The organism is Rhodococcus chondri, assembly GCF_036327435.1.
Lineage (GTDB): Bacteria > Actinomycetota > Actinomycetes > Mycobacteriales > Mycobacteriaceae > Rhodococcus > Rhodococcus chondri.
This window is the reverse complement of the sequence record NZ_JAUZMZ010000004.1, coordinates 39,949-65,641: the sequence shown is the minus strand read 5'-3', so window position 1 is coordinate 65,641 and position 25,693 is coordinate 39,949. Positions and strand designations below refer to the sequence as shown.

Below are 25,693 nucleotides of genomic sequence, written 5' to 3'. Positions count from 1 at the left end.
CCGGTAGCGACCGCTCCCGGAACCGCGCACGGGCGGCGGAGCCGCCTACGCGACCCACCAGGGGCGGAGGGGGACCTGCGGCTTCTGGTCCTGCCCGAGTTTGACGCCGAGTACGTGGTGCAACTGCACGATGTTGCGTTCGAAGCCGAGCCGGGATCCGGCCATGTACAGGCCCCACACCCGCGCTGTGCCCTCGCCGACCTCGGCGACGCAAGCGTCCCAGTTCTTTTCGAGATTCACGCACCAGTCGCGCAGCGTGTACGCGTAGTGCTGACGGAGATTCTCCTCGTGCACCACCTCGAACCCGACGTTCTGGGCCTCGGTGATGATGCGGCCCGAGCCGGTGAGCTCGCCGTCGGGGAAGATGTACCGGTCGATGAAGCCGCCGGCCTTCACGCGACCGCGGTTGTGCGGGCGGGTGATGCAGTGGTTGAGGAGCAGACCGCCCACCCGCAACTTGTCGTGCAGGAACCGGAAGTATGCCGGATAGTTTCCGACGCCGACGTGCTCGGTGAGTCCGATCGACGAGATCGCGTCGAATCCGGTTTCGGTGACGTCGCGGTAGTCGGAGTGCCGCACCTCGGCGAGGTCACCGAGTCCTTCCTCGGCGATGGCCTTCTGCGCCCACTCCGCCTGCTCGCGCGACAGTGTCACGCCGAGTACCTTCACGCCGCGACGCGCGGCGAAGCGCACCATTGCGCCCCAGCCACAACCGATGTCGAGGAGCCGGTCGCCGGGTTGCAGCCGCAGCTTCTCGAAGATCAGTCGGTACTTGTTCTCCTGCGCGTCCTCGAGACTCTGGCTCTCCGAATCGAACAGTGCGCAGGTGTAGGTCATCGACGGACCGAGCACGTGCTCGTAGAACGTGTTGGACACGTCGTAATGGTGGTGGATGACCTCGGCGTCGCGATTCTTCGAGTGCCGCAGGCCTTCGGCGATACGCCGCCACCGGGGCAGGTGCTCCTGGGGTGGCGGCGCAATCGGCCGGAGCAGTTCGGTGCCGAGCGACCGGGCGATGTGCGCGAGGACGCGGGCCGGTGGACGCTCGAAGTGCAGGTCGCCGAGCGCCTCGAGCAAGGGGTAGGGGTTGCCGGGATGCACGCCCTTGGGTTCGAGGTCGCCGGAGACGTACGCGCGGGCCATGCCCAGGTCGCCCGGTGCGGTCGCGATGTACGTCGCGCCCGTGGGGGAGGCGAGGTGGAGGCCGTACGGTGAATCGTGGGGACCCGCGGCCGAACCGTCGTACGCCGTGAACCGCAACGGCATGGCGCCGCCCGTGACGATCTCGACAATGTTTGCAAGAGGCAGCTTGTCGTCGGTCGATCGTGTGACTGTGGAGGGGTCGGGCTTGAACGTGGTCACTTTCGTTGCACCGCCTTCGAGAAGAGGTCCAGCAAGCGGGACCGGGGGTCGTATTTTTGTTTGAGTGCGGTGTATTCGCCACCGCTGTAATACAGTCGTTCGAACTCGTCGCGGGTGTAGTACGAATCCGAATACAGCGACTTGTGACCGTCGAGTTCGGCGACCTTGTGCTCGATGAGACGGTTTGCGGCGCCTTCGATTTCGCCGGGGACGGCCGGAACCGACGACCAGAACCCGACGTTGACGTAGGTGCGTTTCGGTTCGAGCGGATACAGCGGCCAGGGGCGTTGTGCATCGAGCGAGGCGCTGCTTTCGCGCAACCGCAGCGGGCACAGCCAGATGGGCTCGATCGGGATTTCTGCGAGGAACCACCGGAGGAACTCCTCGGTGCGTTCGATGGGCACCTCGACGTCCTGGACGACGCGCTCGCGCGGCGGGTTGCCTTTGCGTGCCTCGATGCGATCGGCCACCGAGTATTTGTGGTCGAGGGCGATGAGCTTCCAGTAGAAGCTGCTGCGCAACAACTTTTTCGGCCAGATGCGGCGCACCGTGGGGTTCTGCGCGCCGAAAGCCCGCGAGCACCAGAACCAGTCGGTGTCCCATCGCCACAGATAATCGCGGATGGTGAGCCGGTCGGTCTTGGGATGGTTGACGGACGCGTGCCGGATCGACCGGTAGTAGATCTCGGCGCCGGTGTAGTCGCTCACGGGCCCGGGTTCGTCGGTGCCGGTGCCGAGGGTGAGGTAGCTTTCGTCCGCGGAGAACACGACACCGTCGATGTAGTCGACTGCGATTCCGGCGTGGACACGCTCGGCGGTGATGCGGTCGAGGGCGGCCTGCATGTCACCGAGCGAATCGAACCGCAGATGACGGAGCGCGACGAACCGCTTCACGGGTTCGAGCTCGATCCGCAGGCGCGTCGCGTAGCCGAGGGAACCGTACGAATTGGGGAAACCGCGGAAGAGGTCGGCGTGCTCGCCGTGGGGAGTGACGGTGACGATCTCGCCCGAACCGGTGAGGATGTCCATCTCGAGCACGGATTCGTGGGGCAGTCCGTTGCGGAAAGAGGTGGATTCGATGCCGAGGCCGGTCACGGCCCCGCCGAGGGTGATGGTTTTGAGTTGCGGCACCACCAGCGGTGCGAGCCCGTGCGGTAGCGTGGCGTCGACGAGATCTTCATAGGTGCACATGCCCGAGACGTCGGCGGTGCGGGCTTTCGGATCGACGCTGATGACGCCGCCCAGCCCGGAAACATCGAGCCCGGGTGCCGCGATGGCGGCTCGGGCACGGAAAAGGTTGGATGTCTTCTTGGCCAGGCGCACTGGCGCGTCCGCCGGGATGTTTCGGTAGGAGCTCAGCAGACGCTCGACTCCCGAGCGGTGCCCCGAGGGCCCGAGCGGGACCGTGACACGTGGCATTCTCAGCATACGACTCCCCTGCAGCATCGCATCAGTGGTGAGACCACCATAGACCTGCGAGCGCCGGCCGTCCTGTTACTTACGGGCAGTATGGGCGGCGGCAGAAACGCCGGACCACAACAACATCCCAGAGGAGACAGACGTGGCACAGGTAAGCGCAAGCAGTTCGATCCAGTTGGCTGCGGCACCGGACAAGGTGACCGCGGCGCTCGCCGACTACGAGACGGTGCGGCCGCGCATCCTTTCCGAGCATTACCGCGACTACCGCGTGATCTCGGGCGGCCGGGGTGACGGCACGGTGGTGCATTGGATTCTGCAGGCCACCGAGAAGCGGCAGCGCGATGTGCAGGCCACGGTGTCGGTGTCGGGAAGCACAATCACCGAGACCGACGCCAATTCGTCGCTCGTCACCACATGGAGTGTGGTGCCGCACGGAACCGGTTCGACGGTAGTGGTGCTCACCCAATGGAAAGGTGCCGGCGGTATCGGTGGGTTCTTCGAGAAGACGTTCGCGCCTCTCGGTCTGCGCAAGATCCAGCAGCAGGTGCTGGAGAACCTGAAGCGCGAACTGGAATGATCGCAGGTCGTGCCGCCGGAACCGGCGTGCGACTACCCTCGTAGACAACTTTTCGGAAAGGACTGTCCGTGCAACCCGGTGGAATGCCCGACATGCAACAACTCATGGCCCAGGCGCAGCAGATGCAGCAGCAGTTGATGGCTGCGCAGAACGAGATGGCGCAGACGGAGGTCACCGGCCAGGCCGGCGGTGGGCTGGTCACTGCGACGGTGAAGGGCACGGGCGAGGTCGTCGCCGTGCACATCGATCCGAAGGTCGTCGATCCCGACGATGTCGAGACCCTGCAGGACCTTGTGGTCGGCGCGATCGCCGATGCGTCGGCGCAGGCACAGGAAATCGCGGCCGACAAGCTCGGACCGCTTGCCGGGGGCCTCGGCGGTGGCATTCCCGGCCTGCCCGGCTTCTAGAGGCGTCCGTGTACGAGGGACCGGTTCAGGATCTGATCGACGAACTGGGCAAGCTGCCCGGCGTCGGCCCGAAGAGCGCGCAGCGCATCGCGTTCCACCTGCTGTCGGTGGAACCGCCGGAGATCGACCGTCTTCAGGCGGCGCTGCAGAAGGTGCGCGACGGGGTGCGGTTCTGTGAGGTGTGCGGAACGGTGTCCGATCACGAACGGTGCCGGATCTGCGCGGATGCGCGCCGCGACCGGACACAGATCTGTGTCGTCGAGGAGCCCAAGGATGTGCAGGCCATCGAGCGCACCCGCGAGTTCCGGGGCCGGTACCACGTACTCGGCGGCGCACTCGATCCGCTCAACGGTGTCGGCCCGGATCAGCTGCGTATCCGTGAGCTGCTCACCCGGATCGGCAATCAGGAGGACGGTGTCGACGTCTCCGAGGTCATCATCGCGACCGACCCGAACACCGAGGGGGAGGCGACCGCGACCTACCTGGTGCGGATGTTGCGCGATTTCCCGGGGCTGTCGGTGACGCGCCTGGCATCGGGGTTGCCGATGGGCGGCGACCTCGAGTTCGCGGACGAACTGACATTGGGCCGGGCGCTGTCGGGACGGCGGGCGATGTGACGGGACGCGGCGAGGGGGAGTGGTGACAGGCAGGGCGGTGACAGAGGAACCGGAGAAGCGTCGGCGCACGTCCGAGGAGACTCGGCATCTGATCCTGGATGCGGCGGGGTTGGCGTTCGCGACGCGTCCGTATCGGGAGATCACCCTCAAGGACATCGCGGAGGATGCGGGGGTCAGCGCGCCGCTGATCATCAAGTACTTCGGATCGAAGGAGCAGCTGTACGACGAGCTGGTCGATTTCAAGGCTTCCGCTCTGTTGTTGTTGGAGGGTCCGCTCGAAACGCTGGGGGAGCGGATGGTGGCGATGTTCGCGCGTCCACTCGTCCCCTACAAGCCGCTGTCGATGAACATCCTCTTCATGAGCGGAGCGAGCGAGGAGAACAACCGCAAGCTTCGTGAGAACTACTCGACGCAGATGATCGGCGCGCTCGCCGAGCGGCTGTCGGGTCCGGACGCGCGGATGCGCGCCGAACTCGTGTTATCGATGCTCATGGGGCTGGCGTTCATGCGGCGCCGAATGATGCAGGAGCACGCGGCCGGGTCGGTGGACGAGGTGGTGGCGAAGTATGCGCCGCTCGTGCAGAAACTTCTGGATTCCTGAGATGGGTTGAGAAAACTCGTCGCCCGGGTTGTGTGGTAAATGGCTGTTCACCTATTGTGGTGAACAGCCATTTACCTATCTGGAGGAGGGACCGTGACCGTGTCACTCCCCCTCCGGCTGCATGTCCCCAAACTGCAGCGCCCCGTGCTGCGGTCGACCCCGAAGCCGAGTCGCGCGGCCCGCAAGCCCGGTAGCCGCTTCGTTTTCCCTGTGCTGGCGGTCGGGGCGATCTTCCAGGCGATCATGCAGACGGTCATGGTTCCGCTGCTGCCGAGCATGCCCGGCTTCACCGGCGCCGGTCCCACCGCGGTGTCGTGGCTCGTGACCTCCACACTGCTGGTCGGTGCCGTGATGACGCCGATCTTCGGGCGTCTGGCCGACATGATCGGCAAGAAGCGGATGCTGCTCATCGCGTTTTCCCTGATGACGCTCGGCTCGGTGGTGTGCGCACTGACCTCGAACATCGGACTGCTGATCGCTGCCCGTGGCCTGCAAGGAGCGGGCGCGGCCGTGTTGCCGATCGGCATGGCGATCCTGCGCGAAGTGTTGCCCCGCGACCGCGTCGACCGATCCATCGCGGTCCTCAGCTCCACTCTCGGGATCGGCACCGCCATCGGTATTCCGTTCGCCGCGGCGATAGTCCAGTTCGCCGATTGGCATCTGCTCTTCTGGGTGACGACGGCGATCGGGACCGGCGTGGGCATCGCAGCGTGGATGGTGGTGCCCGAATCGCGTTCGCGGACCGGCGGTCGTTTCGACACCGTCGGTGCCGCGGGATTGTCGGCGGCTCTGATCTGCCTGCTGGTTCCCATCACCCAGGGAAGTACGTGGGGGTGGGGTAGCCCCGCGATCCTGTCGATGTTCGTCGCGTCCGCCGTCTTCTTCGCGACCTGGGGCCTTCAGCAGCTGCGCAACCGCAACCCCCTCGTCGACCTACGGGTGTCGGCGCAGCGCGCGGTGCTCATGCCGCACCTGTCCGCACTGCTCGTCGGGTTCGCGTTCTACGGCAACACCCTCATCACCACTCAGTTGCTTCAGGCATCGTCGGACCGCGGTGCCGGATACGACCTGACAATCCTGCAGGCCGCGCTGTGTCAGCTCCCTGCGAGCATCGCCATGATGATCTTCGCGATCGTCGCCTCGCGCATCTCCGAACGATTCGGGCCGAAGGCCACGATCATGCTCGGCGCGCTGTTCCTGGTCGCCGGCTACAGCGTGCACGCGGTACCGGACAAGCCGCTCGGCGTCGTGGTGACAGCGATCTTCGTCGCCGCGATCGGCACGTCCTTCGTGTACTGCACGCTGCCCGTGCTGCTTCTCGGTGCGGTACCGCTGTCGCAGAACGCGGCCGCCAACGGCGTCAACGTGCTGTTGCGGACGGTCGGAAGCACCATGTGTTCCGCGGTGGTCGCCTCCGTGCTCGCCGCGCATACGCTCGCAGGTGGTATCGGCGTCGGCGGCTTCGTCATCGCCTACGTGGTGTGCGCGGCCTGTGCCGTGATCGTCTTCGCCGCCGCATTCGCACTGCCGTCTGCGCACAAGCGCCGGCCCCGCCCCTCGGCCGTGTAGGCCGAGCAGACGGGGCCGGTCTCCTGTCCCCCAGGCCGGTGCTTCACACGCCGAGGTCCTTCGGTCGGTACCCCAGCGGGTAGCCCGGATAGGTCCGGTTCTTCGCATTCCCCGACGCCACCGAGATCCTGCGCTTCGGCAGGCGCCGTACCAGCGCGGAACGCGCCCGGAGAGCGGATTCGGCGATCGCGCGCATGCGCGCCGAACCCTTCGGGAACCCGAACGCGGAGGCCATCCGGTCGTCGATCAGCGAGTACACGACCTTCTCGACAGCAGGGCCCAGAGACGCCGGGTACCACGACTTGAAGAGGTTGAGCGTGTACGTGCCGATGCGGTGATTGTCGTCGCTGTAGACGAAGTGGGTGCGCTCGTACTCGAGCTTGAACCGGTGAAAATCCTGGAACGTCTCCGGGATGTCCTTGATCCCCATCCGGATGCCGACCTGCCGGTAGAAGTAGTACGACGCGAGCCGCTCGTTCGGATGCAGGCGACGCCACCCGTACTTGTCGATCCAATCGAGCGGGTCGTACACGAACGTCGACAGCACATAGAGCATGTCGTCGTTGTCGATCGAGTACTTACCGTGCATGCGGTTGATGTTGCGCAGCGACTCCCGCCCGCGCTCGGCGTCGTAGCCGTGCTCGATCAACTCCGCCATGAGCAGTGCCGTGTCGTCGTAGCGCTTCTGGGGTCGATGTTCGAATTCCCCGGTGCGTGCGAGCAACTCGGAAATGGTCGGCACGCAGTACGTGCGGAACAGCGCGAACTCGAGTGAGCGCTGGTAGTCCCACGGGAATTCGTAGCCGGCGGTGATCCGGACGATGTCCTGGTGCCGGGTGACCGGGTCGAGTGTCTCGATGACCTCCACCCAGCCGTTGCGCCCGAGCTTCGCTCGCGGATCCCGGTTCGGTGGTGGAAAGGTGCTCGCCTTCTCGGTTTTCGCTTCCGGCGACGCGACGACGGCCGGTTTGCGGCTTCGGCTGCGCGGGGGCGTGGTCGTCATCCGGTCACCTTCCGTGCATGAGCTCGAGCATGAGCGCGGAGATCTTCAGATCCCGTGCCGGACGTTCGAGGCTCATCAGCTTGAGCGGAGAGCTGAACTTCTCGACGGTGACGGACTTGGACCGGCTGAATTCGCGGAGCCCGTCGGCGCCGTGGATCCGGCCGAATCCGGACTCGCCGATGCCACCGAACGGAAGCGACGGGATGCCGGCGAAGCCGAGCACCGAGTTGACCGACACCATGCCGTTGCGCAAGCGCTCGGCGAGCTCACGGCCCTTCGCCTTGTCGCCGATGAAGATCGATGCGCCCAGACCGTAATTGGTGCCGTTGGCGTGTTCGACGGCTTCGTCGAGGTCGCGGACCTTGTTGACCACGACCGTGGGCCCGAAGGTCTCCTCGCACACCGCGCTGGAGGTTTCGGGCACGTCGGTGAGAATGACGGGTTCGACGATCCGATCGTGTACGGATTCGAGACCGCCGAGCACGGCTCTGCCACCGTTGGCCAGAGCGTCCTCGACGTGGCTGCGGACGATGTCGATCTGGCGGGGCAGCGTCATCGGGCCGTAGGTCGAATCCTTGTCGCCCCCGGGCCGAGCGCGCGTGACGGTGGCGGCGAGCTTGTCGAGGAACTGCTTGTAGACGGGTTCGACGACATAGATGCGTTCGACACCCGCGCACGTCTGCCCGGCATTGCCGAAGGCGCCGAACGCCGCGAACTCGACGGCCTTGTCGATGTCGGCGTCGGCCGCGACGATCATCGCGTCCTTACCGCCGCACTCGGCGACGAGGGGGGTCAGTGTTTCCGCGCACGCTGCCATGACCTTGCGTGCCGTCGGGCCGGAACCGGTGAAGGCAACCTTGTCGACACCCGCGCGGACCAGCGCGGAGCCGGTTTCGCCGAGGCCGGTGATCACCTGGAAGACCGGCTGGCTGGGAGCGATCGAGTTCCACTTGCCCTCGAGCCACTTTCCGACGCCGGGGGTGAGCTCGCTGGGTTTGAAGACGACGGCGTTCCCCGCGGCCAGGGCGTACGCGATCGAACCCATGGGCGTGTAGACCGGGTAGTTCCACGGACCGATGGCACCGACGACGCCGAGCGGCTTGTACTCGAGTGTCGCGGCCTGGTTGAAACTGGCGAGCCCCGACGGCACCTTGCGCGGTTTCAGCACCTTCTTGGCGTTGTGCGCAGCCCAGTTGAGGTGTTCGACGGCGAGCATCACCTCGAGGAACGCATCGCCGTACGGCTTGCCGGTTTCGCGGGATACGACATTCGCGAGCGAGGCGGCATCGGAGGCGATCGCCTTCTTGAATTCGAGCAGCCATTCGCGGCGACCACGGAAGCCCTGCGCCTCCCACCAGCGCGCGGCGATCCGGGCGCGGTCGACGGCCTCCTCGACCGCGGCGGGTCCGTCGACCGGGTACTCGGCGATCACGTCCCCGCTGCGTGGGTCGAGGCTGGCGAAGGTGGGGGAGGACTGGTCGCCGGCGGCGTCCGTGGTCTCCGACGTGCTGAGATTCTGGGTCATTTTCGACGCTTCCTGACGGACCACATCACATATATTTGATGTGATAGCTGTAGTGGACCTCACATTAGGCTCCTCGTACCGACTGGACAAGCCCCTGAGGCGGTAATGGCGAGGACGGTCAGGAGACGAGATGGCAGCACCGATACATACCCCCGGGCCGGTAAAGGAGGCGCGCGGCGGAGGAGCCGGAACGTCGAGGATGCGCCGACGGCCGCAGCTCTCGGACGAAGTCGCGGATCACCTTCGCGGGATGATCATGGCCGGTGCCCTCCGGCCGGGCGATTTCGTCCGGCTCGACGAGACCGCAGCCGAATTGGGGGTCAGTGTCACCCCGGTTCGTGAAGCGCTGTTGACGTTACGCGGCGAGGGCATGGTCGAATCGGCGCCCAACCGTGGCTACCGCGTGGCGCCGATGACCTCGACCGACGTCGACGACATCTTCTGGCTGCAGGGCCAGATCGCCGTCGAACTCGCGCTTCGCGCTGTGGACCGGGCCGACGACGACGACCTCGACCGGTTGACGGCCTGCAACCACGCGCTGCGCGAGTTGGTCACCCTCCGGGAAGGGGTGATGCCCGACGTCGAGCGGATAGCCGAGGCCGAGTTCGAATTCCACCGCGAGCTCAATCGCATCGCCGGCAGTCCCAAACTCGCATGGTTTCTCAATACGGCCGCACGCACCATCCCGTATCGCCTGTACGCGCGGGATTCGAGTTGGTGTGTGCTCGCCGTCGAATCCCACGACCGGTTGATCGCTGCGCTGCGGGCCCGGGATCACAACGAGGTGATCAGCCAGACGCTGCTGCAGTTCGACGACGCCGCGGCACGCCTGCTCGCGCACCGGGAGAAACTGCAGGCAGGGGAGGTGTCGGACTAGGGCACACCTCCACCGGCAACCGCGCCCTTGCCTATCTGAATACGGGTGTGCACAATTCGAACGGCAAGGCTGCATCCGACTTTTCGTCACGAGGAGGCCTCCATGGTGACCCGGATCGACGCACGTGCTCCCCACACCGTTCCGATCGCGGAACGCGCACCCGTTCCGGAAGGATCCGTCGATCTCGCCGACTTCGTAGGGGAAGCAATGCTGCTGCTCGGCGCGGGCTCGACCGTGCTGCTTCAGCTCGCGCTCCCGGGGGTAGGGCACGGCGTCGCCGACCACAGCACCACTTTGCAGCGTCCGCTCGACCGGCTGCGCACCACCATGACGTACGTCTACGCCGTCACCCTCGGGACCTCCGCGGAGCGGAAGGAGATCGTGCGGCTGGTCAACAAAGCGCACGTCCCGGTGCGGGCGGAGACCTACAACGCGTTCGATCCCGAACTCCAATTGTGGGTCGCGGCAACGCTGTACCGCAACGGGGTGACCATGTACGAGCGAATCTTCGGCGCACTCTCCGACACCGATGCCGAGCGAATCTACCGCCGGTCGGCGGTCTACGGAACGGCGTTGCAGGTCAAGGAAGACATGTGGCCCAGGAGCCGGGCAGAGTTCGACGCATACTGGGACGACATCATCGCGACCGTCGAGGTCGACGAGAAGGTACGCGCGTTCACGAGGAACCTGCTCTCCGGCGGCGACTCCCCACTGCCGGTGCGGCTGATGATGCCGTTGCAGCGCTTCATGACGATCGGGCTGCTGCCCCCGCGGATCCGCGAGGAGTTCGCGCTGCCGTGGAGCCCGCGCGATCAGCGTCGGTTCGACCTGTTCTGGAGGATCTTTCCCCCCGTGTACCGCAAGATTCCCCGCGGGGTGCGTCAGCTGTCGGCCACCTTCTACCTGCGCGACATGCGCCGCCGCATGGCCTCCCGACGCCGCATCATCTGACGCCGGGGGGTCGAATCCTGATGGGGGTATGCCGAGAGGTCAGAGCGCGACGTCGCGTTCGAGGCCGAACCAGTAGTGCTCACCGTCGTCGAACACGAGCTTGCCCTTGCCGTTCATCACGCCGATCACCGTGTTGTCGTCGACCTTCTTGAAATGGTCGAACACGGCCATGCCGTCGTACACCATCGTCGCAGTCACTTCGCCGCGGAACCCGACCTCCCAGAGGCTCGCCTCACCGCGGCCGGTCTGCTTGTCGGAGAACAACTCACCGTTCTCGTCGTAACACACCAGCGGATGTACCTCGAGGGGCGAGACGAACGACTTTCCGTACCAACGGGCCTGCCCGAGTAGGCGGTGGGTGCGATTACCGGTGTCGAAACTGAATCCGCGCCAACGGTAACCGGTGAGATCCGCGATTCGCGCAGGCTCGAGACGCTTCCACAGCGCGTCGAGTTCGCGTGGATCGATCCTGCCGGTGCGCGCCCGTAGTTCGGCGACTTCCCGAACCGCATCCATGTCTTCTCCCAGGGGTTGTCGAAGGTGAGTTTTGCGCCGGATGTCATGGTCGCCGGGGGGACACGGCTGTGTCACACCGCGGTGCCGAGTAGGACTGCACGCATCATCTGCCGGACGCGAAGCCGGTTGGATTCGGTGGCGCGGAAATGCATTACATTCCCGACGTCGAGTACGAGGTTCAGCGCGGCATGCACCAGGAAGCGGCATTCGACAGGTGAGAGTTCGGTACGCAGTTCGCCCACGAGACCTGCCCAGTCCTCGATGTTGAGGCGCTGGATATTGCGGAGGTCGCTGCGATGGTGAGCAGGCAGGTTGCCGATCTCCGCGAAGTACACCGACATCAGTTCGCTGTGTTCGAATGCCACCCGGACGTATACGTCGGTGAGGGCGTCGACCGCCTCGGCGGGCGTGGAGGATTCGGACAGTGCGGTGCCGACGATCATGGCAAGGCGGTCGGCAGCTCGGTGAAATGCCGCCGCGAGCAACTCTGCCTTGCTGGGGAAATGGCGGTAGACGCCGGACGCGTTGATCCCGGAGGCCGCGCCGATCTCCTCGATGCTGACCTCGTGATAACCGCGCGCGTCGAACAGCAGCACCGCCTCGTGCAGCAGTACCTCCCGCTTGTTCGACACCGCGAGTCCCTGTGCGCGCGGAGTCGGCTCGTGCTCGTGCTCGGCCGGCGCGAGCGGGACGGCGACCACCGCGCGGGACGCTCCGAGCAGGAGTTGCTGAAGCCGGCGGTTCGACAGCGGCGCACGGTGGGTCGTGATGGATCCGATGATGCTGAGCACCGCGGTGCCGAGCAGAACGTAGTCGGCGTCGGTGAGGTCGGGGCGCAAGCGGGCGATGCTATGGCCGAGCCGCCGGTTGATGGCGGCCATCTTCTCGCGGATCTGCGCGCGATCTTCACCGGACAGGTAGCGCCGTTCCCAGCGGTACAGGCCGCCGGTGCGACGGTTCTCGATGGTGGTGCGGATGACAGCAAGCAGTCGGCGGTCGAGCTCGTCGTCCGGGTCCTCGCCCGACCCCGCATCGAGATCGGCGAGCGCGGACTCGAGGGCGTCGGTCAGTTCGTTGACCGCATGCCGGAACAGTGCGTACTTGTTCGGGAAGTGCCGATACAGGGCAGGACCGGAAATGCCTACGGCGGTTGCGATCTCGTCGACGCTCACGCCGTGATAGCCGCGCTCGCTGAACGCCTCGGCCGCGACAGCTGCGATCTGCGCCTTCCGATTCTTCGGTCGGCGGCGCACCGTGGAGGGCGGCGTGCCGGCGCCTGTACGCGTGCGCGCATCGACCTGCGCGGGTTCGGCCACCGGAACTCCTTGTCGATACATGGGGGTCCGCGACTGTGCCGCGGGAGGTTCACTCACTCTAAAGGTAACAGCCGTGGCCCCGTGAAGTGAACGGCCAATATCGAGTATTGACCTGAAAACTGCAGTACAGAACGTATTGACAAACGAGTGGCGACACCTCAAAGTTAACGACAATTCTTCAGAATCGTCGGGCATGTCGCCCAGGGGAAGGTGCCGGCCTCCGGCACATCCGAATGGATCCGAGGAGGACCCGTGAGAACCCGATTCACCGAGATTTTCGGTGTCGAGCATCCCATCGTCCAGGGCGGCATGATGTGGGTCGGCCGCGCCGAACTCGTCGCGGCGGTCGCCGAGGCCGGCGCGCTGGGCTTCATCACCGCACTGACCCAGCCGACCCCGGAGGATCTCGTGCGCGAGATCGCCCGCACCCGTGAACTCACCGACAAGCCGTTCGGGGTCAATCTCACCATTCTTCCGTCGATCGACCCGCCGCCGTACGCCGAATACCGGCAGGCCGTTATCGATTCGGGTATCGAGATCGTGGAGACGGCGGGAGCCAATCCCGTCGACCACCTGCCGCATTTCAAGGACGCCGGTATCAAGGTGATCCACAAGTGCACGAGCGTGCGCCACGCCGTCAAGGCGGAGCGGATCGGTGTCGACGCGGTGAGCATCGACGGATTCGAGTGTGCGGGACACCCCGGGGAAGACGACGTCGCCGGCCTCGTCCTCATTCCGGCTGCCACCCGGGTGCTCGACATACCCGTGATCGCGTCCGGTGGCATCGCCGACGCCCGCGGACTCGTCGCGGCTCTCGCGCTCGGGGCCGACGCCGTGAACATGGGAACCCGATTCATGTGCACCGTCGAATCCCCGGTGGCCCAATCGGTCAAGGCGCAGATCGTGGCGAACACCGAACGCGACACCGAGCTGATCTTCCGCACCCTCCGCAACACCGCCCGCGTCGCCGCGAACGCCGTGAGCGAAGAGGTGGTCGAGATCGAGTCGCGTGGCGCCGAATTCTCCGACATCGCGCATCTGGTCGCCGGGGCACGGGGTCGCAAGGTATTCGAGGACGGCGACCTCGACGCCGGTATCTGGTCGACCGGTCAGAGCCAGGGGCTCATCCACGACATCCCGACCGTCGCCGAATTGGTCGACCGCATGGTGACCGAGGCCGAATCGATCATCACGGATCGCCTGAGCGGGTTCGTCGGAGCCGGTGCGGGGGTTCGCGCATGAACAGCGCCGAAGTCGAAGGGTTGCGGTCGGAGCTCTGTGACGGCATCCTGCGGCTGACCATCGCCCGCCCGAAGCGGATGAATGCGATCGATCTGCCCACCTTGCGCGCGTTGAGTGACGCGGTCACCGCCGCCGGACACGACGAACGCGTACGCACCATCGTCCTCACCGGTGAGGGATCGGCATTCTGCACCGGAGCGGATCTCACGTCCGCCGCGCAGAATCCCGTCGATCCCGGCGAGGTGATGGACGTCGCGAACAACCTGATCCGTGCGATCGTGAGCGTGCCGGTGCCCGTCATCGCGGCGGTCAACGGGCCGGCCGCGGGTGTCGGCGTGTCGATTGCGATCGCCGCAGATTTCACCTACGCCGCGGAGAGCGCCTACTTCCTGCTCGCATTCGTCAACATCGGCCTCATGCCGGACGGTGGAGCGAGCCTGCTGGTGCCGGCCGCGATCGGGCGTGCGCGGGCCGCGGAGATGGCGCTGCTCGGCGAACGTGTCTCGGCCGACGATGCGGATCGGTTCGGTCTCGTCGCCCGCACGCTTCCGGATGCGGAACTCGCCGCGCACGTCGATGCCGTCGCGGCACGCACCGCCCAGGGACCTCGCCGCGCCCTCGCACTGACCAAGCAGTCGCTCAATGCCGCGACCCTCGCCGCGCTCGACGCCGCGCTGGATCTCGAGAAGTCCGGGCAGGTCGAGTTGCTCGGCTCGCCCGATTTCGTGGAGGGCGCCACCGCGATGCTGCAGAAACGGCCACCGCGATTCTTGTAGCAGGCAGCGTGCACTTCCGACGTCGTGGCACAGGAAGGCCTCGGTACGCGAGTTGCTTTCGGGTCGAGAGAAAAGCGTGCTAGGACGTGATTTCGGTGCCGCATTCCGTCCGTTGGACGGAACTGCCCCGCCGCATACGCGGGGCTGTCGCGTCGAAGAATCCTCGTTAACAAATGTCTGGCCCAATCGGTCGGCAACCTGTAATGTGCCTCACATCAGCGCGCGGCGTCGGGCCGTGTTCGCATCCTTGCCCCGTCACGAGAGGATCACCGATGGTCGCCCCCTCCGCCATCTCGGAATCGCAGCGCTACCGCCGCAACAACTGGAACAATCAGCTCGCCCGGCACGCGCAGATGATCCCCGACCGCGTCGCACTTCGGTTCGCCGGCGAATCGATCACCTGGATGCAGTTGCACGAGCGGGTCGAAAAGCTCGCTGACGCCCTGTCTCGCCGCGGAATCGGCTTCGGCGACCGCGTCATCATCCTGATGCTCAATCGACCCGAGTACCTCGAGATCGTGCTCGCTGCCAACGCCGTCGGTGCCATCGCCGTGCCGGTGAACTTCCGGCTCACAGCCCCCGAGGTCGCCTTCCTGGTGGCCGATTCCGGTTCCAAGGCCATCGTCGCGGAAGGCCCGCTCGTTCCGCTGGCCGCTGCAGCCCGAGCCCGGTCCGAGGGACTCGACCTTTCCATCGTCGTCGGCGTCGATCCCGAAGGCGACTCCCTCGCCTACGAGGACCTGATCTCGGAGAACGGCGAGCCGCGTTCCCTCGTCGACATCCCCAACGACACCCCGTCTCTCATCATGTACACGTCGGGCACCACCGGCCGGCCCAAGGGTGCCGTCCTGACCCACTCGAACATGGAAGCGCAGTCGCTCACCTGCATTCGGGCGTTCCACCTGTTCTCCGACGACTCCATCGGTTTCTGTGCCTCGCCGATGTTCCACATCGCCGCGCTCGGCGCGATGGCACCGAACCTGATGCTGGGCGTGACCACCGTCATCCACCCGGTCGGCGCGTTCGATCCGAACGCCCTGCTCGATGTGCTCGAGGCGGAACAGGTCACGAGTTTGTTCCTGGTGCCGGTGCAGTGGCAGGCGGTGTGCGCCGCGCAACAGGCGAACCCGCGAAAGTTGAAGCTGCGCAGCATCTCCTGGGGTGCCGCACCCAGTTCCGACACGATCCTGCGGGCGATGGCGGAAAACTTCCCGGATGCCTCGAACGTGGCGGTGTTCGGACAGACCGAGATGTCGCCGATCACGTGTGTCCTCGACGGGGAAGACGCGATCCGCAAGCTCGGCTCGGTCGGCAAGGTCATTCCGACGGTCCAGGCCCGCGTTGTCGACGACGAGATGAACGACGTCGCTCCGGGGCAGGTCGGCGAGATCGTGTACCGCGGCCCGACCATGATGCGCGAGTACTGGAACAACGAGGCGGCCACCTCGGAAGCGTTCTACGGCGGCTGGTTCCACTCCGGCGACCTCGTGCGCGTCGACGACGAAGGTTTCGTGTACGTCGTCGACCGTAAGAAGGACATGATCATCTCGGGCGGTGAGAACATCTACTGCGCCGAGGTCGAGAACGTCCTGTTCGGGCACCCGAAGATCCTCGAAGCCGCCGTCATCGGGCGTCCCGATTCCAAGTGGGGCGAGGTTCCCGTTGCCGTGGTCGCGCTGGCGCCAGGCAACGACGATCTCACCGTCGAGGAGTTGCAGCCATACCTGAACGACCATCTCGCGCGGTACAAGCACCCCAAGGAACTGGTGATAGTCGAGGCGCTGCCACGCAACGCGAGCGGCAAGGTCGTCAAGGGACAGTTGCGGGACGGCCTGCCTGCGGTCGCGCAAGGCTGAGCGCGGAGGGCACAGCGCGGAGGGCGCAGCGCGGCGAAGGTAGCAGGACGCAAGAGGCTTCGGCGAATCGTTCGGTCCGAGAAGCGATGGCACCAGCACCGAGGGGGGTGGGAAAGTGGCATTCGAGCTGCCGAAGGCCAAGGGGCCTGTGCACGACGTGGCGATTCAGGTCGGTGCGCTGGTCGGCTTCTCACTCGAAACCCTCGTGGCAACCGTGCGGGTCCTGGCGCGGCGCCGACTGTCGGTGGGAGAGACCCTCACCCAGTCACTGTTCATCGCGAAGGTCTGCAGCGGACCGTCCCTGCTCCTCATGTTGCCCGTCGGGGTGCTGATCGCGGTGTCGGTCGGCTCCCTGGCCGGTCAACTCGGCGCAGGTGCCTATTCGGGCGCCATCGTCGCGTTCGTCGTGGTGGGCCAGGCCGCGGCGCTGGTGTGCGCGCTCATGCTCGCGGGCGTCGGCGGCTCCGCCATCTGCGCCGACCTCGGATCTCGCACCATCCGGGAAGAGATCGAGGCGATGGAGGTGATGGGCCTGAACGTCGTCGAACGTCTCGTCGTGCCCCGCCTCATCGCCTCGGTGCTCGTGTCGATGATGCTGTGTGCGCTCGTCACACTCGTCGGCATCGCGGCCTGCTACCTGTACGAGATCTACCTCAACGACGGCTCGGGTGGCGCCTTCCTGCGCACCCTCAGCGAATACGGCCGACTGTCCGACTTCGCCACGGCCATGGTGAAATCGGCATGTTTCGGCGCCACTTCGGCGCTGATCGCATCCTTCAAGGGGCTGCACGCCAAGGGCGGGCCCAGTGGGGTGGCCGATGCGGTGAACGAGGGCGTGGTTCTCGCCTTCGTCATGGTCTTCGTCGCCAACACCGTTCTGTCCCAGATGTACACGGTCATGGTCCCGGCGGTGGGTACCTACTGATGGTTTCGTACTCAACTGCCGAACGGGTCCGCTCCGCGACACGCCGCCCCGCGACCACCGTCGTCGACGGCTTCGCGGGCATGGGCCGCCACGTCGTATTCTCCTTCAAGACCGTCGCCGGCATTCCCACCGCGCTCCACCGCTATTTCAAGCACGTGCTCTACCACGTCGGTGAGGTCAGTTTCGGCTACGCATCGCTGCTCGCCGGGGGCGGCACCATCGGCATCGTGTTCGCGATGTCCGCTGTCGCGGCGATGATGGTCGGCGTCGAAACCCAGCGCGGCCTCGAGCTGATCGGCATGACATCGCTGTCGGGGATGCTCTCCGCGATCGCCAATACCCGCGAGCTCGCACCCGTGGTGGCGTCGATTGCGTTGGCCGCGAAGGTCGGAACCGGATTCACGGCCCAGCTCGGTGCGATGCGGATTTCCGACGAGATCGACGCACTCGATGCGATGGCCGTCCGCTCGGTTCCCTTCCTCGCGAGCACCCGGCTGATCGCCGCGGCCGTGTGCGTCGTACCGATCTACATGGTCGGGCTCCTCGGGTCGTATGTCGCGACCCGGCTCGTGGTCGTGAACTTCCAGGGAAACTCGGCGGGAACCTACGACTACTACTTCCACCTCGCACTGTCCCCGAGCGACCTGTGGTATTCGCTCACGAAAGCGATCGTGTTCGCCGTGATCGTCGCAATCGTGCATTGCTCCTACGGTTTTCACGCGTCCGGCGGGCCCGAGGGCGTGGGTCACGCGGCCGGCCGTGCGCTGCGCACGAGCATTCTGGCGATCGGCGTGACCGACGTGGTGCTCACCTTCGCGCTGTGGGGGCTCGTGCCGACCATTCCAGGGGTGGGAATCTCGTGACGGCACTGCGCACCGCGCCTCTGCCGACGGACGGCCAGGCCCCTGTCGGGCGCAGAAGGAATCGCCACGACGGCCTCGGCCGCGGCATGCTCGCGGTGATCGGCGTGGTGGCCACCGCAGTCATCGTCGTCGCGGGCACGCTGCTCGTGGCGTCGGGATCGGGCTCACTGTCGCGAGATCCGGAAGTCACCGCGGTGCTGCCGGCCGAGGCGGGACCGATCTTCGGTTCCGCCGGCGTGCAGTACCAGGGTGTGCACGTCGGCTCCCTTGTCGGCCTCGACGCAGGTGTCACCAGATCCCGCCTCACCATGCAGATCCGCGCCGACAAGATCCGCGAGATTCCGGCGTCGGTGAAAATGCGTGTTGTGCCGCGCACGCTGTTCGGCGACGTGTTCCTCGACCTCGTAGCGCCCGAGAATCCCGCGATCGGACCGCGCCTGACCGACGGAAGCGAGGTCGCCGTCGACACCTCCGCCGAGGCGGCACAGCTTTCGAACCTGTACTACCGGTCGGCGGCGCTGCTGGCGGAACTCCGTCCCGACCAACTCGCGACCGCGCTCGACGCGATGAGTCAGGCGCTGCAGGGCCGCGGGGCGACACTCGGCCGGACCATCGACCGGATGGCGGCGTTGTCCGAAGATCTGGGTCCGCTCGTCGAGGCCGGGCTGGCAGCATCGCCGCAGGTCGCGGGCGTCACCGAATCCATGTCGGCGGCCACCGACGACGTCGTCGCCGTCATGCGGAACGCCTCCGAACTCTCGGAGATCGTGCTGGCCCGCGAGGACGGGATCGGCCGTCTGCTCGCTGGTGGTGCCGCCCTGAGCGTCGAAGGCGCCGGCGTGCTCGACGCGAACACCGACAACACGATCGCGATCGTGCGTAACGGTGCACCGGTCATAGGCGCGTTCGCCGGTGACACCGCGGGGCTCGACGAGACCCTGCGATACCTGTCGATCTTCGGGGAGGCGGGAGGCCGCGTATTCTCCACCGGACGTTTCAACATCACCGCGGTCGCCGACCCGGCCGATCCGATGCCGTACACCAGCGCCGACTGTCCCCGCTATCCCGGACTGGACGGGTCCAACTGCGGTGATCCTGTTCGGACGTCGAGCGTCGAACGGCAGCCGATCCTGGCGGCGGCCGAACGGCAACCGCTCGGCTTCCTCGAGCAGATCGCCGGCGGAGCCGACCCGGCCGATCCCGCGGCAACCCGGTTCGATCCGTCCACCGCGGCCTCGATCCTGTTGGCGCCGCTCGTCCGCGGAACGGCGGTGAGCATCCCGTGAACTCCCTGACCGGACCCGGCCTGCGGCTTGCCGCATTCTGCCTGGCAGGCGTGCTCGCTGCGGTGGTCGTCGGAAACACTCTCGACCGTCCGGTCTCGGGTTCGACCAGCGGCTATTCCGCCGAATTCACCGATATCGAGGGGCTCACCCCGGGCAGCGACGTCACCCTTGCGGGTGTGCGGGTGGGACGCGTGTCCGACGTATCCTTCGCACCGCAGGACGACGGGACATCGAGGGCCCGGGTCGCATTCGAAATCGAGTCCGTCCATGACCTGACAACCGATGTCACCGCCGAGGTGAACTACGGCGACATGATCGGGGTCCGTTACGTCGCACTGCGATTACCCGACGACACGTCCGGGCAGATCCTGCCGGAAGGTTCGACCATCCCGATCGAGCAGACTCGACCGCCCGTGGACCTCACCGCGCTGCTCAACGGATTCAAGCCCCTGTTCGAGGCCATCGATCCGGCACAGATGAACACACTGGCGACCTCCGTCGTCGATGCATTCCAGGGCCAGGGCGGCACCCTCGAATCCCTGCTGCTGCACGTGGCATCCGTCAGCTCCGACATCGTCGATCAAGAACAGGTGTTCGACGACGTCATCGCAAACCTCGAGCAACTCGTCGCCGTCGTCGACCGGCGCAGCGACGAGGTGGCCCGGCTCATCACCGGACTGAACGTGGTCGGGCAGGCACTCGGCGGCGAGACCGACCAGCTCGCAAACCTTGTCGACCGCGGTTCGTCGGCAGTGCGGTCGACCGCCGTTCTGATGTCCGGGAGCATGGCTCCGCTCGACACCACGGTCACCGACCTGCGTGTGATGACCGACGCGTGGATTCCGCAGACCGACAACTTCAACCGCACGATGGAAGCACTTCCGGAGCTGGCGCACAACATCAACCGGATCGGCGACTACGGCGGCTGGCTCAACCTCTACATGTGCAACTTCACCATCAAGAACGGTGACTTCGAGACGAACATCTTCGGTGCCGCCTACTCGGAGGTGTGCCGATGAAGACCGCACGCAAGGTGAAGGACACGGTCGCGGCCATCTTTTCGGGGCGTCACGACCGCAATGCCGATCCGATCTTGCTGGGTGTCACCGGCATCGCGCTGTTGGCGGTGGTCATGCTGGTCGCGTTGTCGGCGCCGACCGTCACCTATTGGTTGCGCACCCACGCGTTCACCGCCGAATTCGTCAACGCTGCGGGGCTTGCGCCCAACGATCCGGTTTACGTCGCGGGTGTTCCCGCGGGTCGTGTCGAATCCCTGGATCTCGCAGGCGACCGTGTCGTGGTGAGTTTCCGGATCGACCGTTCACAGGGCCTCGGCGATCGGTCCACGGCGGAGGTCAAGCTCCGGACCATTCTCGGTAAGCGGTACGTCTCGGTGACCCCTGCCGGGGCCGGGGAACTCGTCGACGACCTCATCCCGTTGGCACGCACCACTGTTCCGTACAGCCTCGACGAATTGACCACCGATGCACAGCATGTGGCCGACGGACTCGATGTCGAGGGCCTCGAAGCGATGATGCACACCCTCACCGAGGTCATGCCCCCCGATTCCCGGCAGATCGCGGACGCACTGGCCGGCATCGAAGCGACATCGAACATGCTGGTGCGCAACGATGCCCGCATCACGTCGCTGCTGCGCGCATCGAAATCGTTGACGTCGGTGGTCACGGCCCAGAGTGAGGATCTGTCGATGCTGGTGGAAAACTCGACGGCGGTGGTGAGCATTCTTGCGGCCCGCAAAGAAGCCCTCATGCAGCTCGTCGACGATCTGCGGGCACTCACCGAGTCCGCGGCCACGTTCCTCACCGACAACTCGGCGGAGATCGACGCGTTGCTCGTCAACCTGCAGTCGGTCACCGACACACTCGAGGCGAACGCCGCCGACATCGACCTGATCCTGACCAGGTTGCCGGCGGCTCTGCGCGCCGCCACCGATGCCGCCGGCAACGGAACGTGGGTCGACGTGCACGCGCCGGCAGGCCCGCTGCCCGACAACTTCCTGTGCTCCATCGGAGTCATGGAGGGTTGCAGATGAACCCCAGTGCGAAGACCTGGCTGCTGCGCGGCATCGCAACGGTGCTCGTCCTCGCGTTGTGTGGGGCCGGTCTGTGGTACATCGCCGGACCCGACCGCACCCGCACCGTGACGGCGCAGTTCGCGTCGGTGAGCGGCATCTACCCCGGTAGTCACGTCGCGGTCCTCGGGCTGCCCGTCGGTACGGTCGAAGACGTCCGCCCCTCCGGCACCGTCGTCGAGGTGACGATGACAGTGCCGTCCGAGATCGACCTGCCCGCCGACGTGTCGGCGTTCGTGATGAACCCGTCGGTGATCAGCGACCGATTCATCGAATTGGGACCCGCCTACCGCCAGGGACCGAAGTTCGAGGACGGTGACGTGCTTCCCACGGAGCGAAGTCATGCTCCGATCAACTGGGACGAGATGCTCGAAAGTGTCGACACTCTCGCGGCCGCGCTCGGGCCGGGGAACGGCAACCTCGGACGCACCCTGGAACTGTCCGCCGACGCCACCGCCGGTCTGGGGGATCAGATGAACGACGCCATCGTTTCGCTGAGCCAGGCCACGTCGGTGATCGGCGCCAAGTCCGGCGATATCGGTGCTCTCATCGACGATCTCGGGGTCGCGGTCGCAGCCGTGAACTCCCGGCAGGGCTCGTTGTCCGACCTCGTCGACGGAATGGGTGAACTCGGCGAGGAAATGCAGCGGCAGAACCTCGATGTCGGCGGCCCCATCGCGAACCTGACCACGATCCTGGACCGGCTCGACACCTTGCTCGCCGAACGCGGCGGCGACCTCGAAGCGATCACAGCGAACGCGCGGACCCTCACCGACACGTTCGCCGCCCACGAGGTCGGTTTCGCCGAGTTGTTCGATGTACTGCCGCTGGCGATGCAGAACATCGACAATGCGATCGGGCCCAACGGCCGTGGCCGGATCCGTTTGAACATCTCGACCCAGATCAACCAGTTTCCGCGGGCGAGGGAACTGTGCGAGCGTGAACGTCTACCGCTGTGCACCGGTGCGGGATTCACCAATCCGATCACTGTTCCGTTCGACCTGGCCGACCCGTTCGCAGACCTCGTGCCCGAATCGCTCGACCGCGCCCTGGGTGAAGGAGGACCCCGGTGATGCGCCCCGGAAAGCTCGGCATCACCGTCGTGCTGATCGCCGTGGCGGCTCTGTCCACGGGGTGCGGGTTGAGTTTGCAGGAACTTCCCCTCGGACGGAGCGGTCCGGGCGACACCTACTATGTGACCGCGGAGTTCACCAGCGCCGACCGCATCGATCTCGGTGCCGAGGTACGCGCCGGTCAGGCGGTGGTGGGCCGCGTGCATTCGATGGAGACCGACGGCCGGCGGGCACGCCTTCAGCTGAGTATGTCGGAATCGGCGTATCTTCCCGCGAATGTAGCTGCTTCCGTGCGTCTTCCGTCTGCCTTGGGGAGCCCCTACATCCAGATCGACATGCCCGAGGAGAAGTCGTCGCAACTGCTTGCCGAGGGTGATGTCATCGAACGGACCGAAGTGGGGCCCGACATCGAATCGACCTTCGCGATGCTCGGACAGGTCGTCAACGGCAGTGGGCTCGACCAGTTGAGCACCATCACAACCGAACTCGACGCAGCGTTCGGCAACCGCGGTGAATCGATCCGCGCGATGCTCACACGGCTGGACACCACCATGACGCTGGCCGACGACAACAGCGGCCACCTCGAACGGACCCTTCTGGCGGTCGACTCGGTCGCCGAGCGCCTCGCCCAGCAGCAGGAGCTCATCGACAACGGAATTGCAGACAGCGCCCGGATGGTGGATCTTCTGGCCGCACAGCATGAAGACCTGCGCACTCTCGTCTCGAGTACGTCGTCGGTCGTGGCGTCGATGGACGCGGTGATGGCCCACGGCGAGACCATCGGTGATTCCGTCGACGACGTCGCCGAGATTACGGCCGGCATCCGGGATTTCAACAACACGGTCGGATCGGCACTGGTCGAAATGAATACTTTCATCGACGGGTTCAACAGCGCCGTGCACGGCGACTACCTTCTCTTCGACGGCGCATTCGATATTCCTGCGGCGATCGATCTGCTGGTCACCGGTGGTATGCCGCTCGACGGCGGTGCTCCGCTGCCGCTGCCACAGGCCGACGTCGCCGAAGGTCTCGCCGATCTGCTCGGAGGCGGAACCCGATGAACCGACCCGTCCTCGTCCAACTGGTGCTGTTCGTCGTCGTGGGCGTCCTGGCCACCTTCTTCGGTGTCCGATACGTGCTGGGACCGCAGAGCTTCGGAACGGTGGTCGAGATCCGCGCGGAGCTGACGGACGGCCGCGGCATCGGCCCGGGCACGTCCGTCACCTACCGCGGTGTCGCAGTGGGGGAGGTCGAATCCGTGAGCATCAACCCCGGCGGTTCGGGATCGACCGCGGCGCTCTCACTCGATCCCGGGACTCGGATCCCCGTGGGCAGCACGGGTCGTGTCTCCACCGCGACAGCCATCGGCATTCTCGCGCTCGACATCGAGCCCACCACTTCTGCCGGGCCCTACCTGCAGAGCGGCGACACACTCGATGTGCCGGCGGAGAAGCAGAGCATGCGACTCGACCGGCTGCTGGTGCACATGACCGAGCTCGTCGACAGCCTCGACGCCGATTCGATCGTCACGCTCGGCGAAACCTGGGGCACAGCCCTCGACGGCACCGGCCCCGAACTGCAGGCGCTGCTCGAGAACGCCGATACGCTGTCGACGATGGTTGCTGCGCGAGCACCGGCCATCGCGACGTTGCTCGACGAGGGGCTCGGCCTGGTGGACGCGATGTCGCGGAACGCCGACTCGTTTCCCGGTTCCGTGCGCGCGATGCGCGATGTGTCCGATCAGTTGGTCGGCAGCCGGGATTCGCTGGTGTACCTGCTCGACAGGTCACCGGAGGCCCTCTCGCGCACCGAAGACCTGTTCGCGGCCACCAAGGACGACTTCGGGGTGCTGATCACCAATCTGGTCACGGTCGGGGAAGTTCTCGGACCCCGCGCACCGGGACTCGCTGCGGGCCTGGACTCGATGCCGGCAGCACTGAAGGATCTGACAGGGATCGTGCACGGGAACATCGCCGATTTCTCGCTCGTAGCGACACAGGGGCCGGTGTGTTACTACGACACCCAGCGCACCATGGTCGGGGACGAGAGCCCACGGGAACCGAACCTGTCGCTCTACTGCCCGCCGGGCGAAGACCTCGCCCAGCGCGGAGCGCACGTCGCCCCCCGGCCGAACGATCTGGGGCTCGGCAACCAGATCACTCCCGGCCGGGTCACCGGCCCCGATATGGCCGCCGACCCGCTGCTCATTCCCACCGGGCTGGAAGCGCTCGACTACTGGCAGACGCTGCTGGAAGGACTCGGTAACTGATGGCACCCGCAGACACGACCTCCACCGACACGACCACCGATACGGCAGGGGAGAACGGCGCTACCGTCGCGTTGCGGGGAGCCGCGAGCAGCGGAAGCCGCTCGCGCCGGGTGGTCCTCGCGGTCATCGTGCTGCTGGTGCTCGCCGCAGCATTCTCCGGCTTCCGCTGGTGGCAGGCCGAGGAGGTCGCGTCGCTGCGCGCTGAAGCGGTCGGCAAGGCGCGGGAATATGCCGTGGCGCTCGGTACATACGACTACCAGAGCTTCGACGAGTCGCTCGCGGCCGTGACGGCGAATTCGACTGCGGAGTTCTCCGAGAAGTACAACGGCGTCGCGCGTGACCTACGCGGCCTGGTCGAAAACGGGCAGGGGGCGTCGGTCGCCCGCGCCGATCACGCCGGGCTCGAATCGCTCGACGGCGACGTCGCCACCGTGCTGGTGTTCCTCGACCAGGATGTGAAGAACGTGGTGGTGCCCGAGGGCCGTACCGACGCAACCCGATTCCTGATCACCCTGAAGCGTGTGGACGGCCGGTGGCTGCTGGACGGTGCCGACGCGAGGTAGCGGCGGCCG

At 66.0% G+C, this 25,693-nt stretch carries 25 protein-coding genes; 19 read left to right on the top strand and 6 right to left on the bottom strand.

The window, feature by feature from the left end; translation table 11 throughout:
* Positions 1-45 precede the first annotated feature (45 nt).
* Together Q8814_RS01685 and Q8814_RS01680 are read right to left on the bottom strand one after the other, a co-directional pair.
* A complete protein-coding gene (locus Q8814_RS01685) occupies positions 46-1,362 on the bottom strand; it encodes a class I SAM-dependent methyltransferase (protein ID WP_330150259.1) in 1,317 nt (438 codons plus the stop codon).
* Positions 1,359-2,789, bottom strand: a complete 1,431-nt coding sequence (locus Q8814_RS01680) for an FAD-binding oxidoreductase (RefSeq protein WP_330150258.1) — start codon at positions 2,787-2,789, stop codon at positions 1,359-1,361. Before Q8814_RS01680 ends, Q8814_RS01685 begins: the two co-directional genes overlap by 4 nt.
* Positions 2,790-2,922: 133 nt before the next feature.
* Here Q8814_RS01680 and Q8814_RS01675 point away from each other — a divergent pair, with 133 nt between their 5' ends.
* The 5 genes from Q8814_RS01675 to Q8814_RS01655 all read left to right on the top strand — a co-directional run bounded on the left by Q8814_RS01675 (position 2,923) and on the right by Q8814_RS01655 (position 6,551).
* Positions 2,923-3,357, top strand: coding sequence for an SRPBCC family protein (locus Q8814_RS01675; RefSeq protein ID WP_330150257.1), 435 nt, complete (start codon positions 2,923-2,925; stop codon positions 3,355-3,357).
* A gap of 83 nt (positions 3,358-3,440) precedes the next feature.
* A complete protein-coding gene (locus Q8814_RS01670) occupies positions 3,441-3,764 on the top strand; it encodes a YbaB/EbfC family nucleoid-associated protein (protein WP_330150267.1) in 324 nt (107 codons plus the stop codon).
* An 8-nt stretch (positions 3,765-3,772) separates the two neighbouring features.
* Positions 3,773-4,381, top strand: coding sequence for a recombination mediator RecR (recR, locus tag Q8814_RS01665; protein ID WP_330150256.1), 609 nt, complete (start codon positions 3,773-3,775; stop codon positions 4,379-4,381).
* Between the two features lie 37 nt (positions 4,382-4,418).
* Positions 4,419-4,982 carry a TetR/AcrR family transcriptional regulator gene (locus Q8814_RS01660; protein ID WP_330150255.1) on the top strand — a complete coding sequence of 188 codons (564 nt, stop codon included), beginning with the start codon at positions 4,419-4,421 and terminating at the stop codon, positions 4,980-4,982.
* Positions 4,983-5,129: 147 nt separating this feature from the next.
* Positions 5,130-6,551 carry an MFS transporter gene (locus Q8814_RS01655; protein WP_408015801.1) on the top strand — a complete coding sequence of 474 codons (1,422 nt, stop codon included), beginning with the start codon at positions 5,130-5,132 and terminating at the stop codon, positions 6,549-6,551.
* A gap of 43 nt (positions 6,552-6,594) precedes the next feature.
* Here the strand turns inward: Q8814_RS01655 and Q8814_RS01650 are convergent, their stop codons facing one another.
* On the bottom strand, positions 6,595-7,554 hold the full coding sequence (locus Q8814_RS01650) for an oxygenase MpaB family protein (RefSeq protein WP_330150254.1): 960 nt from the start codon (positions 7,552-7,554) through the stop codon (positions 6,595-6,597).
* A gap of 4 nt (positions 7,555-7,558) precedes the next feature.
* Positions 7,559-9,079, bottom strand: a complete 1,521-nt coding sequence (locus Q8814_RS01645) for an aldehyde dehydrogenase family protein (protein ID WP_330150253.1) — start codon at positions 9,077-9,079, stop codon at positions 7,559-7,561.
* Between the two features lie 199 nt (positions 9,080-9,278).
* Here Q8814_RS01645 and Q8814_RS01640 point away from each other — a divergent pair, with 199 nt between their 5' ends.
* Positions 9,279-9,956, top strand: coding sequence for a GntR family transcriptional regulator (locus tag Q8814_RS01640; RefSeq protein ID WP_330150265.1), 678 nt, complete (start codon positions 9,279-9,281; stop codon positions 9,954-9,956).
* 102 nt (positions 9,957-10,058) lie between these two features.
* Positions 10,059-10,907, top strand: a complete 849-nt coding sequence (locus Q8814_RS01635) for an oxygenase MpaB family protein (protein WP_330150252.1) — start codon at positions 10,059-10,061, stop codon at positions 10,905-10,907.
* Between the two features lie 39 nt (positions 10,908-10,946).
* Here Q8814_RS01635 and Q8814_RS01630 read toward each other — a convergent pair whose 3' ends face one another.
* Positions 10,947-11,423, bottom strand: coding sequence for a DUF4334 domain-containing protein (locus Q8814_RS01630; RefSeq protein ID WP_330150251.1), 477 nt, complete (start codon positions 11,421-11,423; stop codon positions 10,947-10,949).
* 71 nt (positions 11,424-11,494) lie between these two features.
* Entirely contained in the window at positions 11,495-12,739 is a 1,245-nt protein-coding gene (locus tag Q8814_RS01625; RefSeq protein WP_408015800.1) for a TetR/AcrR family transcriptional regulator, read from the bottom strand.
* A gap of 252 nt (positions 12,740-12,991) precedes the next feature.
* On the opposite strand from Q8814_RS01625, the gene Q8814_RS01620 reads away from it, so the two are divergent.
* The 12 genes from Q8814_RS01620 to Q8814_RS01565 all read left to right on the top strand — a co-directional run bounded on the left by Q8814_RS01620 (position 12,992) and on the right by Q8814_RS01565 (position 25,684).
* A complete protein-coding gene (locus Q8814_RS01620) occupies positions 12,992-13,981 on the top strand; it encodes an NAD(P)H-dependent flavin oxidoreductase (protein ID WP_330150250.1) in 990 nt (329 codons plus the stop codon).
* Entirely contained in the window at positions 13,978-14,757 is a 780-nt protein-coding gene (locus Q8814_RS01615; protein WP_330150249.1) for an enoyl-CoA hydratase, read from the top strand. Before Q8814_RS01620 ends, Q8814_RS01615 begins: the two co-directional genes overlap by 4 nt.
* A 272-nt stretch (positions 14,758-15,029) precedes the next feature.
* Positions 15,030-16,613 carry a fatty-acid--CoA ligase FadD5 gene (gene fadD5 / locus Q8814_RS01610; protein WP_330150248.1) on the top strand — a complete coding sequence of 528 codons (1,584 nt, stop codon included), beginning with the start codon at positions 15,030-15,032 and terminating at the stop codon, positions 16,611-16,613.
* A gap of 115 nt (positions 16,614-16,728) precedes the next feature.
* Positions 16,729-17,538, top strand: a complete 810-nt coding sequence (locus Q8814_RS01605) for an MlaE family ABC transporter permease (protein ID WP_330150247.1) — start codon at positions 16,729-16,731, stop codon at positions 17,536-17,538.
* Positions 17,538-18,401 carry an MlaE family ABC transporter permease gene (locus tag Q8814_RS01600; protein WP_330150246.1) on the top strand — a complete coding sequence of 288 codons (864 nt, stop codon included), beginning with the start codon at positions 17,538-17,540 and terminating at the stop codon, positions 18,399-18,401. The genes Q8814_RS01605 and Q8814_RS01600 overlap by 1 nt, the downstream gene beginning before the upstream one ends.
* The gene (locus tag Q8814_RS01595) at positions 18,398-19,687 is read left to right on the top strand and encodes an MCE family protein (protein WP_330150245.1); all 1,290 of its coding nucleotides are present in this window, start codon (positions 18,398-18,400) and stop codon (positions 19,685-19,687) included. Before Q8814_RS01600 ends, Q8814_RS01595 begins: the two co-directional genes overlap by 4 nt.
* Positions 19,684-20,706 (top strand): MlaD family protein, encoded by a 1,023-nt coding sequence (locus tag Q8814_RS01590; protein ID WP_330150244.1) that lies wholly within the window; start codon positions 19,684-19,686, stop codon positions 20,704-20,706. The genes Q8814_RS01595 and Q8814_RS01590 overlap by 4 nt, the downstream gene beginning before the upstream one ends.
* Entirely contained in the window at positions 20,703-21,740 is a 1,038-nt protein-coding gene (locus tag Q8814_RS01585; protein WP_330150243.1) for an MCE family protein, read from the top strand. The genes Q8814_RS01590 and Q8814_RS01585 overlap by 4 nt, the downstream gene beginning before the upstream one ends.
* Positions 21,737-22,852 carry an MCE family protein gene (locus Q8814_RS01580; RefSeq protein ID WP_330150242.1) on the top strand — a complete coding sequence of 372 codons (1,116 nt, stop codon included), beginning with the start codon at positions 21,737-21,739 and terminating at the stop codon, positions 22,850-22,852. The genes Q8814_RS01585 and Q8814_RS01580 overlap by 4 nt, the downstream gene beginning before the upstream one ends.
* A complete protein-coding gene (locus Q8814_RS01575) occupies positions 22,852-23,913 on the top strand; it encodes an MCE family protein (RefSeq protein WP_330150263.1) in 1,062 nt (353 codons plus the stop codon). Before Q8814_RS01580 ends, Q8814_RS01575 begins: the two co-directional genes overlap by 1 nt.
* On the top strand, positions 23,910-25,121 hold the full coding sequence (locus Q8814_RS01570; protein ID WP_330150241.1) for an MlaD family protein: 1,212 nt from the start codon (positions 23,910-23,912) through the stop codon (positions 25,119-25,121). The genes Q8814_RS01575 and Q8814_RS01570 overlap by 4 nt, the downstream gene beginning before the upstream one ends.
* A complete protein-coding gene (locus tag Q8814_RS01565; protein ID WP_330150240.1) occupies positions 25,121-25,684 on the top strand; it encodes a hypothetical protein in 564 nt (187 codons plus the stop codon). Before Q8814_RS01570 ends, Q8814_RS01565 begins: the two co-directional genes overlap by 1 nt.
* The last annotated feature ends 9 nt before the right edge of the window (positions 25,685-25,693 follow it).

Excerpts from the sequence above, each read along its gene's own strand:
- Q8814_RS01630 (WP_330150251.1), bottom strand. The coding sequence starts at position 11,423 with ATGGATGCGGTTCGGGAAGTCGCCGAACTACGGGCGCGCACCGGCAGG.
- Q8814_RS01640 (WP_330150265.1), top strand. The coding sequence starts at position 9,279 with ATGCGCCGACGGCCGCAGCTCTCGGACGAAGTCGCGGATCACCTTCGC.
- Q8814_RS01585 (WP_330150243.1), top strand. The coding sequence starts at position 20,703 with ATGAAGACCGCACGCAAGGTGAAGGACACGGTCGCGGCCATCTTTTCG.
- Q8814_RS01645 (WP_330150253.1), bottom strand. The coding sequence starts at position 9,079 with ATGACCCAGAATCTCAGCACGTCGGAGACCACGGACGCCGCCGGCGAC.
- Q8814_RS01580 (WP_330150242.1), top strand. The coding sequence starts at position 21,737 with ATGAACCCCAGTGCGAAGACCTGGCTGCTGCGCGGCATCGCAACGGTG.
- Q8814_RS01570 (WP_330150241.1), top strand. The coding sequence starts at position 23,910 with ATGAACCGACCCGTCCTCGTCCAACTGGTGCTGTTCGTCGTCGTGGGC.
- fadD5 (WP_330150248.1), top strand. The coding sequence starts at position 15,030 with ATGGTCGCCCCCTCCGCCATCTCGGAATCGCAGCGCTACCGCCGCAAC.
- Q8814_RS01600 (WP_330150246.1), top strand. The coding sequence starts at position 17,538 with ATGGTTTCGTACTCAACTGCCGAACGGGTCCGCTCCGCGACACGCCGC.
- Q8814_RS01565 (WP_330150240.1), top strand. The coding sequence starts at position 25,121 with ATGGCACCCGCAGACACGACCTCCACCGACACGACCACCGATACGGCA.
- Q8814_RS01575 (WP_330150263.1), top strand. The coding sequence starts at position 22,852 with ATGCGCCCCGGAAAGCTCGGCATCACCGTCGTGCTGATCGCCGTGGCG.
- Q8814_RS01615 (WP_330150249.1), top strand. The coding sequence starts at position 13,978 with ATGAACAGCGCCGAAGTCGAAGGGTTGCGGTCGGAGCTCTGTGACGGC.
- Q8814_RS01635 (WP_330150252.1), top strand. The coding sequence starts at position 10,059 with ATGGTGACCCGGATCGACGCACGTGCTCCCCACACCGTTCCGATCGCG.
- Q8814_RS01650 (WP_330150254.1), bottom strand. The coding sequence starts at position 7,554 with ATGACGACCACGCCCCCGCGCAGCCGAAGCCGCAAACCGGCCGTCGTC.
- Q8814_RS01670 (WP_330150267.1), top strand. The coding sequence starts at position 3,441 with ATGCCCGACATGCAACAACTCATGGCCCAGGCGCAGCAGATGCAGCAG.
- Q8814_RS01680 (WP_330150258.1), bottom strand. The coding sequence starts at position 2,789 with ATGCTGAGAATGCCACGTGTCACGGTCCCGCTCGGGCCCTCGGGGCAC.